Genomic DNA, 12,378 nt, shown 5'->3' on the forward strand with positions numbered 1-12,378 from the left:
CCGATTGCCCCCGGTTACCAGCGGACACATTCCGCCAGACGCCCCGAAGGTTCCACAAAAATAAATGCGACCGTGCCGATGTTCCTGTGACGAGGCACACAGGCGCAGTCACGATTCTGTCATGGCGGGCGTGCATCGGGATAGGTTGGAAAGCGCCGTGGCAATGTTCAGGGTGTTTCCCGTGCTGACGGAAACGCCTCGGCGGCGACTGCCGCCGCGCGGCAAGTGCCGCGTAAAGCCAAGCCGCGGATGCGGCGCCGGCGCTTGAGGAACTGAAAAAGGTGCTATCGCCGGATACGATGGTCCAGACGCTCATCCTCCAGGCCGGCCGGTTCCTGATGGATGGCGAATTCGGCACTGGGGAAGGCGGCGCGCAGCTCCCGCTCGATCTCGTCGGTGATGTCGTGCGCTTGGGCCAGCGTCAAATGCGGGTCCAGTTCCAGGTGGAATTCGATATGCTGGCCGATGCCGGTGGACCGGGTGCGCAGATCGTGGATGCCGCGAGTCTGGCCGTGGGCGCGGACCACTTCCTTCACGCGCGCCCGGTCGCCATCGGGCAATTCACGGTCCATCAGCACGCCCAGCGCGTCGCGCACGATGCGGCTGGCGCCCCAGACCAGGAAGGCGGCGATGCCCAGCGCGAAGATCGGATCCCAATAGGGCCAGCCGGTCCAGGCCGTCAGGCCCAGGGCCGCGATGACGGCGGAATTCATCAGCAGATCGCCGCTGTAATGCATGCTGTCGGCGGCAATCGCCATGGATTTCGTGCGCCGGATCACCCAGCGCTGCACCAGCAGCAGCAGGCCCGTCATCACGATGGCGAAAACCATGGTGGCGATGCCCAGTTCGGCATTCTCCACCGGGCGCGGCTCCGCCAGCCGGCCCACACCTTCATAGCCCAGGAACACGCCCGACCCGGCCACGAACGCCGCCTGGGCCAGGGCCGCCAGCGGTTCGGCCTTGCCATGGCCGAAACGGTGGGTCGTGTCGGGCGCGCGCAGTGCCTGCGCCACGCCCAGCAGCGTGACGATGGAGGCCAGCAGATCGACCGAGCTGTCCATCAGGGAGGACAGGATGGCGACGGCACCCGTTGCCATGTAGGAGGCCAGCTTGGCCATAATCAGGATCAGGGCGACGGTCACGCTGGCATAGGTTGCCCACCGCCGATACTTGTCCGTCGCGTCAGCCGTATCCGCCACCATGCACCTTCACATCAGGGATAAAGCCGGCCCTTTTCCCATTCCCCCTCACCCTCGCGGGTGAACAGGATACGGTCGTGAAGCCGGTATTCGCGATCCTGCCAGAATTCGATGCGGTCGGGAACGACGCGGAAGCCGGTCCAGTGCGGGGGGCGCGGCACTTCGCCGCCATCGAACCGCGCCTCGGTATCGGCCACGGCCTGTTCCAGGGTGGCGCGGCTGTCCAGCGGGCGCGACTGCTGGCTGGCCCAGGCGCCGATGCGGCTGCCGCGCGGGCGGCTGGCGAAATAGGCATCGGCCTCTGCGTCCGTCACCCGCTCCACCGGCCCTTCGATCCGCACCTGACGGCGCAGCGATTTCCAATGGAAGGTCAGGGCGGCGAAATGGGTGGCGTCCAGCTGGTCGCCCTTACGGCTCTGTGTGTTGGTGTAGAAGGTGAAACCCCGGTCATCCAGGCCCTTCAGCAGCAGGATGCGCACCGACGGGCGGCCATTGGCGCCGACGGTGGCCACTGACATGGCGTTGGGATCATTGATCTCCGCCGTCTCGGCCTCGGCGAACCACGCCCGGAACTGCGCGATAGGATCGGTGGCGTTTTCCAGCGTCATGGCTTGATCTTCGTCATAGTTGCGCCCGAATTCATCACGAAGATAAGGAGCATGGGTTGTTTGTCCATGCCGTCCCCCGCATGGCACCCGTCCGCAGGCGGAAACGCCCGACGGCGAATGGTTCGGGGGCAAAGCATGATCCGAGAAAGGTTCTGAAAAATGATTCGCAAGATCGTTGTCGCCACCGCCCTGGTGGCCCTGCTGGCCGGGTGTCAGACCACGGGCGGCAACAAGCAGACCGGTGGCGCCGTGATCGGCGGCCTGATGGGCGGTCTGGCCGGCAGCCAGATCGGTGGCGGTTCGGGCAAGCTGTGGGCGACCGGCGCCGGTGCGGTGCTGGGTGCGCTGATCGGTTCGGAAGTGGGCGCCTCGCTGGACAAGGCTGACCGCGCCGCCCTGGAACGCAACACCTACGCGTCCTTCAACGCACCGATGAATCAGCCCATCGTCTGGGATAACCCCAATAACAGCAACCGCGTCATCGTGACGCCCACCAATGAGGGCCGTCAGGCCGGCACCAACGCCTATTGCCGCGAATACCAGCAGACGATCATCGTCGGCGGCCGCAGCGAGCAGGCCTATGGCCGCGCCTGCCAGCAGCCGGACGGTTCCTGGAAGATCGTCAGCTGACGCTTGCTTGCCGGCAGGACAGATGATCACCCCCGTGTCAGGGTTTACCCCCTGGCGCGGGGTTTTTTATACGCATGCGCTGGCTGCTTCCTGTCGGCCATGCTTGACCGGGGGCTGATGGGGCGTAGGATGCGGCAGGTTTTCACTTTTTCTGCCTGCTGGTGACCATGCGCGATCCCTACCTTGTCCTCGGCCTGACGCGGAGTGCCTCTGCCGATGACATCAAGCAGGCCTTTCGCGGGCTGGCCAAGCAGTACCATCCCGACCTGAACCCTGGCCGTCCCGACATTGAGCAGAAGTTCAAAGAGGTCAACGCCGCATACTCCCTGCTGTCCGACCCGGACAAGCGGGTGCGGTTCGACAAGGGCGAGATCGATGCCAACGGCGCCGAACGGCCCGACCGGACCTTCCGCCGCGCCTGGGGTGCTGGGCCGGGTGCCGGACGCGGGGCCGGATTCGGGGCACGCGGTCCCGGCGGCGGGGCCAAGCCGGGTGCCGGTGGTGCCGATGCGGGCGACGATCCCTTTGCCGATGATTTCTTCAACGATATTTTCGGGGCGACCAAGCGGCGTTACTCCGCCGGGCCCGGTGCGGGCGTCAAGGCCAAGGGCAGCGACGTCAATTATTCGGTCAGCGTCAGCTTTGCCGATGCCTGCCTGGGGTCCAAGCGTCGCCTGACCCTGTCCACGGGCAAGACCATTGATGTCAACATCCCCCCCGGCACGCGCGATCAGACCAAGCTGCGCCTGAAGGGGCAGGGTCTGGCGGGGCTGGGCGGTGCCGGTGCGGGCGACGCGATTGTCGAGGTACTGGTGGACCCCCACCCGCTCTTCACCCGCAAGGATGACGACATCCATCTGGATGTGCCGGTGACATTGCAGGAAGCGGTCCTGGGGGCGGCCATCAAGGTGCCGACCCTGGACGGGCAGGTGGCCGTGAAGGTGCCCGCCGGCGCCAATAGCGGCACCATCCTGCGTCTGAAGGGTAAGGGCATCCCCAATGCCGACCGCAAGGTGACGGGCGATCTTTATGTGAAGCTGATGGTGATGCTGCCGGAAAAGCCGGATGCCGAGCTGTCCAGCTTCATCGAGCGCTGGTCCAAGGGCAAGGATTATGACGTGCGGCGCAAGCTGGGTGTGTGACGGCGTAGCGCGGATTAGCGAAGCGTAATCCGCGGGCTGACGGTGCCTGTGTCCCCGCGGATTACGCTTCGCTAATCCGCGCTACGAACCGTCCACGACCTTACTTATTGTCTTCCTTGGCCTTTTCCACGGCGGCATCGGCCTTGTCGCGCAGGTCGTCCACGGCGTCGCTGGCCTTGTCGCGGGCATCTTCCAGCTTGTCGGCGGCCTTTTCGGCGGCATCATCGATCTTCTCGCCTGCGCGTTCCGCCGGGCCCTTATTGTCGCAGGCCGTCAGGGCCAGCGGGGCGGCCAGCAGCAAGGCGGCCAGGGTACCGTGGCGCAGAAGGTTCATCCCCATGATTTCTCTCCATCCATTTGCGTCTTTCGACCACCCCTGATGGGTGGCCTTCGGCGATAGAACACCCGAAGGGGGCGGAAGGTTCCAGACCCCCTTGGCGATGGCCGTCCGCGATCTAGCTCCTGTTGCCCGTGAAAGATAGGACGGAACAGCGGCATGGCATCCCCCATCATCATTATTGGTGCTACCGGCGGCACTGGTCAGGCCCTGGCCCGGCGGCTGGCGGCCAAGGGCCATGCCCTGCATCTGGTGGCGCGCGATGCCGTGCGGGTGGAGGATCTGGCCCAGAATCTGGGTGCCAGCCATGCCGTCGCCGATGTGACGGCAGAAGATGCGCTGGCCGATGCCGTGGCGCTGGGCGACCAGGGCGACGGCATCGCGGGGCTGGCCTATTGCGTCGGGTCCATCGTGATCAAGCCCTTGAAGGCGACGCGCAGTGCCGATTTCCTGACGGCCTTCAACCTGAACCTGCTGGGTGCGGCCACGGCCCTGCGCGCGGCGGAGAAGGGGCTGAAGGCGGCCAAGGGCTCGGTCGTTCTGTTCTCCACCGTGGCGGTTGAACAGGGCTTTACCAACCATGCCGTCATCGCGGCGGCCAAGGGCGCGGTGGCGGGGCTAGGCCGGGCCATGGCGGCGGAATGGGCGCCGCATGTGCGCGTCAACGTCATCGCCCCGTCCCTGACCCGCACGCCGCTGGCGGCACCGCTGCTGTCCTCCGAACAGATGGCGCAGGGGATTGCCGCCATGCACCCGCTGGCAAGGTTGGGGGAGGCCGATGATCTGGCCGCCATGGCGGATTTTCTGCTGTCGCCGGATGCCGGATGGATCACGGGGCAGGTTCTGGCCGTTGATGGGGGACGTAGTACACTCCGCACCAAGGGATAGGAGACGAACATGCATCGCCGCCACCTGATCCTTTCCGCCCCGCTGGCGCTGGGCCTTGGGCTGCTCCTGCCGCGCCGGTCGGCGGCGTTCATCCTGCCGGAAACGGACGCCATCTCCTTTTCCGTGTTTCGCAAGAATGACAGCCCCATGGGCTATCACCGGATGCGCTTCACGCGCGATGGTGACCGGCTGATCATGGAAAAGGAGATCAGCCTGGAGGTGTCGCTGGCCTTCGTCACCGCCTATCGCTACCGCCACCGCAACCGGGAGGTCTGGGAGGCGGGGCGGCTGATCGAGATTGAGACCCGCACCGATGATGATGGCGACGATTACTGGCTGCGCGCCAAGGCCGGGCCGGACGGATTGATGGTGGAAGGCAGCGGTGGGTCCTATCTGGCCCCCGCCGACATCATCCCCACCAGCTATTGGAACAACGCCATCACCAGCGCGACCCAGCTTCTGGACACCCAACGCGGTCTGATCATGGATGTGCGGATGGAGGATAAGGGACAGGAGACCTTGACCACCCAGTCCGGGCCGATGCAGGCCCGCCACCATACCATCAACATCCTGACCAACCCGCCCGGCAAGACCAACCAGATCGACCTTTGGTACGACGAAACCGGCCAATGGGTGGGGCTGGCGTTTGAGGCGAAGGGACAGAAAATCACCTACATCCTGGATAGCGTTCCCGTGCCGCCGCAGCCCGCCCCGCAATCGGCCTCTGCCCCATGAGCGGTGCTGTCCGTCTGGTGCTGGGCGATCAGCTGTCGCGCAATCTGGCGTCCTTGCGCGGGTTGGATAAGGCCCAAGATGTTGTTCTGTTGGCAGAGGTGATGGCGGAGGCCACCTATGTTCCCCATCACCCGCAGAAGATTGCCTTTCTGTTCAGCGCCATGCGCCACTTCGCCGAGGAGTTGCGGGCGGACGGCATCCTGGTCGATTACATCCGCCTGGATGATTCGGACAATAGCGGCACCCTGGGCGGTGAACTGTCGCGCGCCATTGCCCGGCATGGGGCCGCCCGCGCCATTGTCACCTTTCCCGGTGAATGGCGCGTCTGGAAACAGATGCGGCAATGGCAGCAGGATTTCAGCGTCCCGGTGGAGGTGAAGGAGGATGACCGTTTCTTCTGCCCCATCGCGCGGTTCCGATCCTGGGCCGATGGGCGCAAGCAATTGCGCATGGAGTTCTTTTACCGGGAGATGCGGCGGGATTACAAAATCCTGCTGACGCCGGATGGGCAACCGGAAGGCGGGCAGTGGAATTTCGATGCGGAAAACCGCAAATCCCTGCCCAAGGGCGTGAAAATCCCGCCCCCCTATCGCGAAGAACCCGATGCCATAACGGCGGAGGTGCTGGCCCTGGTGGCGGACCGCTTCGCCGGCCATTTCGGCAGGCTGGACGGGTTCTTCTATGCCGTCACGGCGGCGGGGGCGGAACGGGCGCTGGACCATTTCATCCGCCATTGCCTGCCTTTGTTCGGGGATTATCAGGATGCAATGGCGATGGGGCAGGAGACCCTGTTCCATTCCATCCTGTCGCCCTACATCAATGCCGGCCTTCTGGACCCGCGCCGCGTGGTGGATGCCGCCGAGGCCGCGTGGCGGCAGGGGCGGGCGCCGTTGAACGCGGTAGAGGGGTTTATCCGGCAGATCCTGGGCTGGCGCGAATATGTACGCGGTATCTACTGGCTGAAAATGCCGGGATATGCCGACACCAACGCGCTCAACGCCCATCGACCGCTGCCCGATTTCTATTGGACCGGGCGCACCGACATGAATTGTCTGGCGCAGGTGATCGGGCAGACAGAGCGGCTGGCCTATGCCCACCATATCCAGCGCCTGATGGTGACCGGCAATTTCGCCCTGTTGCTGGGCGTGGAACCGGCGCAGATTGAGGAATGGTATCTGGCTGTCTATGCCGATGCCTATGATTGGGTGGAACTGCCCAATGTGCATGGCATGGTGATGCATGCCGATGGCGGCTATCTGGGCAGCAAACCCTATGCCGCCAGCGGCAAATATATCCAACGCATGTCGGATTACTGCACCCGATGCCGCTATGATGTGAAGGAAACCATTGGCCCCACCGCCTGCCCCTTCAACGCGCTCTATTGGAACTTCCTGATGGAGAATGAGGGCAAGCTGCGCGGCAATCCCAGGATGGGGCTGGTCTATAAGGGCCTGGACGCGATGGAACCGGCCAAGCGCGATGCCATCCGGGATCAGGCCGGGCGGTTCATCGCGGGGCTGGTGCCAGCATATCCGGCCACAGGAACGGAGAGATCATGACCAGTCTGCAAACCCCCACCCAAGCCGATGGTTTTGCCTGGGTTACCGGTGCGTCTTCGGGCATTGGGGAGCATGTGGCGCTGGCGCTGGCGGCGGAAGGCTGGACCGTGCTTGCCAGTGCGCGGCGCGTGGAGCCGTTGGTGGAGCTGGCGGCGCGGGCGGTGGGGCCGGGGCGGATTGTGCCGGTACCGCTGGATATCACGGATGTCGATGGGGTGAAGGCGGCGCTGGCGGCGCATGGGCCTATCGCGCTGGCCGTGCTGAATGCCGGGACGTATCAGCCGGATGCGGCCAAGGACCTGGACCCCGCCACCTTTGCCCGCACCATTGATGTCAACCTGATCGGTACCGTGAACTGTCTGGCTGCCATCCTGCCCGACATGATCGACCGGGGGCGGGGGCAGGTGGCGGTGGTGTCCTCTGTGGCGGGTTATCGCGGCCTGCCGCGGTCCCTGGCCTATGGTGCGTCCAAGGCGGCGTTGAACAATATGGCGGAAAGCCTGAAGCTGGATGTGGAGCGGTACGGCATCAAGGTGCAACTGGTCTGCCCCGGCTTCATCAAAACGCCGCTCACCGACAAGAACGACTTTCCCATGCCCTTCCTGATGCCGGTGGAGAAGGCGGCGGCGCGGTTGGTGGCGGGGCTTAAAGGCAACGGGTTCCAGATAACGTTCCCGCGTCGCTTTACGTGGCCGCTTCTGCTGTTGCGCCGTTTTCCCGATGCGCTGTATTTCATGATGGTCCGTGGAACCGTGCCGAAATAAGCGCCGGGAATGGACCCTCAGGAAACGGCTTGGATCAGGGTTGGCATGGGATCGGTGAATGGACAGGTTCCGGTGGATCAGGCGCTGGCCGCCTATATCCGCTTTTATCAGGAACTGCGGCCCGACAATCTGGCGCGGCTGGACCGGCTGGCCGTGCCGGACGTGCATTTCAAGGACCCGTTCAATGATTTCCGGTCGCGCGACCGGATGAAGGCCGTGTTCACGGCCATGTTCGATGTGCTGGAACAGCCGCGTTTCATCGTGCGCGACCATGCCGTGTCGGAACAGACGGCTTACCTGCGCTGGGGATTCGTCTTCCGCCGCAAGGGGCAGCCGCGCCCCAGCACGATTGAGGGCATGTCGGAGGTGCGGTTCGATCTGGCGGGACAGGTGACCAGCCATATCGACCATTGGGATGCCGCCGAGCAGTTTTATGAAAAGCTGCCCGTGCTGGGCTGGGTGCTGCGCAAGATCAAGGCCTATATGGCGCATTAGCGCTTGTCCCGGGACGGGCGACGGCATACCTCCCTATGCCGCACCCGCGAAACTGCCCCCGAGCCGCCGCCATGAGCCTCCCCATCGTCCGCACCGTCGCCGGTCTGCGTGCCCAGGTGTCCGCATGGCGGCAGGCCGGCCTACGCACCGCCCTAGTCCCCACCATGGGCGCCCTGCATGACGGGCACCTGACCCTGGTGCGACGCGGGCGCGAACTGGCCGATCGGGTGGTGGCGACGGTGTTCGTGAACCCCACGCAGTTCGGCCCGAATGAGGATTTCAGCCGCTATCCGCGTGATGAGGCCGGCGACGCCGCTAAGCTGGCCGGTGCCGGCTGCGACCTGCTTTTCGCGCCCACGGTCGATGTGATGTATCCGGCGGGTTTTAGCACCAGCATCGATGTCGGCCCCGTCACCAGCCGTTGGGAAGGGGCCTTCCGCCCCGGCCATTTCCAGGGTGTGGCGACGGTCGTGACCAAGCTGCTGTTGCAGGCCGGGGCCGATGTCGCCTGTTTCGGGGAAAAGGATTACCAGCAGCTCTGCACCATCCGCCAGCTGGCCCGCGACCTTGATATCCCGGTGCAGATTGAGGGCGTGCCGACGGTGCGGGAGGCGGATGGACTGGCCCTGTCATCGCGCAACGCCTATCTGTCGCCCGAACAGAGGCAGGTGGCGGGACAGTTGAACCGCGTGATGCGCCACGCCATCGCCCGGCTGCATGCCGGTGAGGCGGTGGAACCCGTCCTGTCGGCGGGCACACAGTCCCTGCTGGATGCCGGCTTCACGGCGGTCGATTACCTTGCCTTGGTCGACGCCCTGACCCTGGAGCCTCTGCTGGCGCCCGCCCCTGGCCGCCTGATCTGCACCGCCCGGCTGGGCGGGGTGCGGCTGCTGGACAATATGGCGGTGTGAGGCTTTGCAGTCTGATAGGGGCTGGGATGGCTGTGATCGTAGCGCGGATTAGGCGCAAGCCGTAATCCGCGGGTAACCCCGGCGTCGGCCCGCGGATTACGCTTCGCTAATCCGCGCTACGGATCACATCAGCGGTCGCGATTGCGTGCCGCCTGATCACCTCTATTCCTTACCACACGCCAATGTTCGGCATGCTGGTCCAGGGTTCTGCCGGGGGCAGGGAGCCGCCCTTCTGCAACAGCTCGATCGAGATATTGTCGGGCGAGCGGACGAAGGCCATGCGGCCATCGCGCGGTGGGCGGTTGATGGTCACACCCTTGTCCATCAGCGACTGGCAGGTGGCGTAGATGTCATCCACCTCAAACGCCAGATGGCCGAAATTGCGCCCGCCCGTATAGACCTCCGGGTCCCAGTTATAGGTCAGCTCCACCTGCGCATCCGGCGTCTCATCGGCGGCCAGGAAGATCAGGGTGAAGCGGCCCGCCTGGTTTTCCATGCGACGCAGTTCCTTCAGGCCCAGCTTGTTGCAGTAGAAATCCAGCGACTGCTCCAGGTCGGTCACACGGACCATGGTATGCAGGTATTTCATCGTTTTTTATCCAGGGGTTGGCAGAAATCCGATCCCCCTAACATGGGGCATCGGCGGGCAATATCACAGCCCCGGCATGCAATTGTTCCCCAGCGCCCCCGCATAATCGCCATGAAAGTTCGATTGCAATGCAGCATGATCCGTGTTGGCATGGATGTTAGCGGTGTCACGCAATAAACTTCACCAATATTTCCGGTCCACCCCCGACGGGAGGGGGGACGGTGCCGGTGGGGATATGGATGACGAATGATCCGGTCGTTCATCTGTGGGTCCTGACCGCGACGGCCCTGGTCTTCGCGATGCAGTTGGGATTCTGCCTGCTGGAGGTCGGGTTCGTCCGGGCCAAGAACTCCATCAATGTCGCCATCAAGAATGTGATGGATTTCTGCATTGCCGGCTTCCTGTTCTGGCTGTTCGGCTATGCCATCATGTTCGGACCCAGCTGGCTGGGCGTCATTGGTACGGGCGGCTTCATGCCCGACCATCTGGATGCCGCCAGCCCGCTTGTGTTCATCCTGTTTCAGATCATGTTCTGCGGCACGGCCACCACCATCGTCTCGGGCGCGGTCGCCGAACGCATGGGCTATGGCAGCTATATCGTCGTCTCGGCCCTGCTATCGGCCCTGATCTACCCGATTTTCGGGCATTGGGCCTGGGGCGGCATGGCGGGACCGGAAAGCCAGGGCTGGCTGTCGGCCTTGGGCTTCATCGATTTCGCCGGTTCCACCGTGGTGCATTCGGTGGGGGGCTGGCTGTCGCTGGCCGCCGTGCTGGTCATCGGGCCGCGCACGGGGCGGTTTGATCCCGGCGTGCGCGCGCTGGGCAGCAACAACCTGACCATGGCGGCGTCGGGCGTGCTGGTCCTGTGGTTTGGCTGGCTGGGCTTCAATGGCGGTTCGGTGCTGGGCGATCTGGACAAGGCGCCGGGGGTTCTGCTGAACACCGTGGTCGCGGGCTGTGCCGGTGGCCTGACGGGGCATTTCGTCTCCGTGCTGATGGAGCCGAAACCGCGCGTCGAACATTTCCTCAACGGCATTCTGGGCGGACTGGTCGGCATCACGGCCTGTGCGCTGGTGGTGGGGACCGGGTCGGCGGCCATCATCGGGGCCGTGGCCGGGGTCATCGTCATTGCCGGCGGCGTGCTGCTGGACCGGTTGAAGATCGATGATGCCGTGGGGGCCGTGCCGGTGCATCTGTTCGCCGGCATCTGGGGCACCTTGTGCGTGGCCCTGTTCGGGGATGTCGCCCTGTTCGGCACGGGCCTGTCGCGGTGGCAGCAGCTGGGCGTGCAGTTGACGGGTGTGGCGGCCTGCGGCGTCTTCACCTTTGGCAGCGGTTATATCCTGCTGCGGGTCATCAACCGCATCTTCCCGCTGCGCATTGATGTGGAGGCGGAACGTCTGGGCCTGAACGTGGCCGAACATGGCGCCACATCCCCCATGCTGGATCTGGCCGCCGAGATGGAGCGCCACCGCCAGGAGGGCAAGTTCGACCGGCCCGTGCATGTGGAACCGCAATCGGATGTGGAACTGATCGCCGCCCAGTATAACCGCGTCATCGACCGGGTGACGTCGGAGATCCAGCGCCATTCCCTGCTGCTGGAGGAACTGGGCAAGGCCAAGGTGGAGGCGGAGAATTCCAACCTCGCCAAATCGCAGTTCCTGGCCACCATGAGCCATGAGTTGCGCACGCCGCTGAACGCCGTCATCGGCTTTTCACAGCTGATCGCCGATCAGGCCTATGGCGCCATCGATCAACATTATGTGGAACATGCCCGCGACATCCATGATGGCGGCAAGCATCTGCTGGCGCTGGTCAATGATGTGCTGGATTTCTCGCGGCTGGAGGCCGGCAAGTTCCAGTTGAATGAACAGCCGCTGGATCTGGCCCGCGTCCTGCGCGGCGTCCATCGCCTGATGCAGCCCTTGGCCGAAAGCGGCAGCATGGGCCTGATCCTGGATGTCTCCCCCGACCTGCCGGCCTTGCAGGCCGATGAACGTGCCATCCGGCAGATCCTGATCAATCTGGTCGGCAATGCGGTCAAGTTCACGCCGGCGGGCGGCAAGGTGAAGCTGTCGGCCAGTTTCGAACCCGACCGCCGCCTCTGCCTGACGGTATCGGATACGGGGATCGGCATGGACCCGTCCATGGTCTCCAAGGCGCTGGAACCCTTCACACAGCTTGAAGGCGGGCTGGCCAAGGGCCATGGCGGGTCGGGCCTTGGCCTGTCGCTGGTCAATGCCCTGGTGCGTCTGCACGACGGGACGCTGGTCATCCAGACGGCACCGGCCAAGGGCACCAGCGTCCATATCCGCTTCCCCATCGCCCGCACCATTGAACGGGCGGCGGAGAAGGACCGGCGGACGGGGTAGGGTCAGGCAGCAGGAAATACGCCGCTCCACCCATCGTCATCCCGGCGCAAGCCGGGAGCAAGCGTAAAGCGGCGTCTGCCGCGAGTTGAGCTATATCGGCGCTGACCGCGCCTCACGCTGGGTCCCGACTTGCGTCGGGATGACGATGT

13 protein-coding genes are annotated in these 12,378 nt (G+C 64.5%); 9 read left to right on the plus strand and 4 right to left on the minus strand.

What is annotated here, in order from left to right; translation table 11 throughout:
• Positions 1-284 precede the first annotated feature (284 nt).
• Positions 285-1,202 (minus strand): cation diffusion facilitator family transporter, encoded by a 918-nt coding sequence (locus tag ACODSP_RS18835; RefSeq protein WP_488967091.1) that lies wholly within the window; start codon positions 1,200-1,202, stop codon positions 285-287.
• 11 nt (positions 1,203-1,213) lie between these two features.
• Complete coding sequence (gene pdxH, locus ACODSP_RS18840; protein ID WP_488967092.1) at positions 1,214-1,807, minus strand: pyridoxamine 5'-phosphate oxidase; 594 nt, start codon at positions 1,805-1,807, stop codon at positions 1,214-1,216.
• Between the two features lie 159 nt (positions 1,808-1,966).
• Here pdxH and ACODSP_RS18845 point away from each other — a divergent pair, with 159 nt between their 5' ends.
• Positions 1,967-2,437, plus strand: a complete 471-nt coding sequence (locus tag ACODSP_RS18845; protein ID WP_488967093.1) for an RT0821/Lpp0805 family surface protein — start codon at positions 1,967-1,969, stop codon at positions 2,435-2,437.
• A gap of 167 nt (positions 2,438-2,604) precedes the next feature.
• Positions 2,605-3,579 carry a DnaJ C-terminal domain-containing protein gene (locus ACODSP_RS18850; RefSeq protein ID WP_488967094.1) on the plus strand — a complete coding sequence of 325 codons (975 nt, stop codon included), beginning with the start codon at positions 2,605-2,607 and terminating at the stop codon, positions 3,577-3,579.
• Between the two features lie 100 nt (positions 3,580-3,679).
• On the opposite strand, the gene ACODSP_RS18855 is transcribed toward ACODSP_RS18850, so the two are convergent.
• Positions 3,680-3,919, minus strand: a complete 240-nt coding sequence (locus ACODSP_RS18855) for a hypothetical protein (protein ID WP_488967095.1) — start codon at positions 3,917-3,919, stop codon at positions 3,680-3,682.
• Positions 3,920-4,075: 156 nt separating this feature from the next.
• Between ACODSP_RS18855 and ACODSP_RS18860 the strand changes: the two genes are divergently transcribed.
• The 6 genes from ACODSP_RS18860 to panC all read left to right on the plus strand — a co-directional run bounded on the left by ACODSP_RS18860 (position 4,076) and on the right by panC (position 9,268).
• Positions 4,076-4,804, plus strand: a complete 729-nt coding sequence (locus ACODSP_RS18860) for an SDR family NAD(P)-dependent oxidoreductase (protein WP_488967096.1) — start codon at positions 4,076-4,078, stop codon at positions 4,802-4,804.
• Positions 4,805-4,813: 9 nt separating this feature from the next.
• Positions 4,814-5,539, plus strand: a complete 726-nt coding sequence (locus tag ACODSP_RS18865) for a DUF6134 family protein (protein WP_488967097.1) — start codon at positions 4,814-4,816, stop codon at positions 5,537-5,539.
• On the plus strand, positions 5,536-7,098 hold the full coding sequence (locus ACODSP_RS18870) for a cryptochrome/photolyase family protein (RefSeq protein ID WP_488967098.1): 1,563 nt from the start codon (positions 5,536-5,538) through the stop codon (positions 7,096-7,098). Before ACODSP_RS18865 ends, ACODSP_RS18870 begins: the two co-directional genes overlap by 4 nt.
• Positions 7,095-7,862: an SDR family NAD(P)-dependent oxidoreductase gene (locus ACODSP_RS18875; RefSeq protein WP_488967099.1), complete on the plus strand. Its 768-nt coding sequence runs from the start codon at positions 7,095-7,097 to the stop codon at positions 7,860-7,862. Before ACODSP_RS18870 ends, ACODSP_RS18875 begins: the two co-directional genes overlap by 4 nt.
• A 45-nt stretch (positions 7,863-7,907) precedes the next feature.
• The gene (locus ACODSP_RS18880; RefSeq protein ID WP_488967100.1) at positions 7,908-8,357 is read left to right on the plus strand and encodes a nuclear transport factor 2 family protein; all 450 of its coding nucleotides are present in this window, start codon (positions 7,908-7,910) and stop codon (positions 8,355-8,357) included.
• A 71-nt stretch (positions 8,358-8,428) separates the two neighbouring features.
• Positions 8,429-9,268, plus strand: a complete 840-nt coding sequence (gene panC, locus ACODSP_RS18885; RefSeq protein WP_488967101.1) for a pantoate--beta-alanine ligase — start codon at positions 8,429-8,431, stop codon at positions 9,266-9,268.
• A gap of 169 nt (positions 9,269-9,437) precedes the next feature.
• Here the strand turns inward: panC and ACODSP_RS18890 are convergent, their stop codons facing one another.
• Positions 9,438-9,857 (minus strand): VOC family protein, encoded by a 420-nt coding sequence (locus tag ACODSP_RS18890; protein ID WP_488967102.1) that lies wholly within the window; start codon positions 9,855-9,857, stop codon positions 9,438-9,440.
• A 239-nt stretch (positions 9,858-10,096) separates the two neighbouring features.
• On the opposite strand from ACODSP_RS18890, the gene amt reads away from it, so the two are divergent.
• Positions 10,097-12,229 (plus strand): ammonium transporter, encoded by a 2,133-nt coding sequence (gene amt, locus ACODSP_RS18895; protein WP_488967103.1) that lies wholly within the window; start codon positions 10,097-10,099, stop codon positions 12,227-12,229.
• Positions 12,230-12,378: the final 149 nt, after the last annotated feature.

This window comes from Niveispirillum sp. FG156, from assembly GCF_057809555.1.

What these genes read in the sequence shown, in the direction of transcription:
- ACODSP_RS18845 (WP_488967093.1), top strand. Translation starts at nt 1,967, where the DNA reads ATGATTCGCAAGATCGTTGTCGCCACCGCCCTGGTGGCCCTGCTGGCC.
- ACODSP_RS18880 (WP_488967100.1), top strand. Translation starts at nt 7,908, where the DNA reads ATGGGATCGGTGAATGGACAGGTTCCGGTGGATCAGGCGCTGGCCGCC.
- pdxH (WP_488967092.1), bottom strand. Translation starts at nt 1,807, where the DNA reads ATGACGCTGGAAAACGCCACCGATCCTATCGCGCAGTTCCGGGCGTGG.
- ACODSP_RS18860 (WP_488967096.1), top strand. Translation starts at nt 4,076, where the DNA reads ATGGCATCCCCCATCATCATTATTGGTGCTACCGGCGGCACTGGTCAG.
- ACODSP_RS18890 (WP_488967102.1), bottom strand. Translation starts at nt 9,857, where the DNA reads ATGAAATACCTGCATACCATGGTCCGTGTGACCGACCTGGAGCAGTCG.
- panC (WP_488967101.1), top strand. Translation starts at nt 8,429, where the DNA reads ATGAGCCTCCCCATCGTCCGCACCGTCGCCGGTCTGCGTGCCCAGGTG.
- ACODSP_RS18835 (WP_488967091.1), bottom strand. Translation starts at nt 1,202, where the DNA reads ATGGTGGCGGATACGGCTGACGCGACGGACAAGTATCGGCGGTGGGCA.
- amt (WP_488967103.1), top strand. Translation starts at nt 10,097, where the DNA reads ATGACGAATGATCCGGTCGTTCATCTGTGGGTCCTGACCGCGACGGCC.
- ACODSP_RS18875 (WP_488967099.1), top strand. Translation starts at nt 7,095, where the DNA reads ATGACCAGTCTGCAAACCCCCACCCAAGCCGATGGTTTTGCCTGGGTT.
- ACODSP_RS18855 (WP_488967095.1), bottom strand. Translation starts at nt 3,919, where the DNA reads ATGGGGATGAACCTTCTGCGCCACGGTACCCTGGCCGCCTTGCTGCTG.
- ACODSP_RS18865 (WP_488967097.1), top strand. Translation starts at nt 4,814, where the DNA reads ATGCATCGCCGCCACCTGATCCTTTCCGCCCCGCTGGCGCTGGGCCTT.
- ACODSP_RS18870 (WP_488967098.1), top strand. Translation starts at nt 5,536, where the DNA reads ATGAGCGGTGCTGTCCGTCTGGTGCTGGGCGATCAGCTGTCGCGCAAT.
- ACODSP_RS18850 (WP_488967094.1), top strand. Translation starts at nt 2,605, where the DNA reads ATGCGCGATCCCTACCTTGTCCTCGGCCTGACGCGGAGTGCCTCTGCC.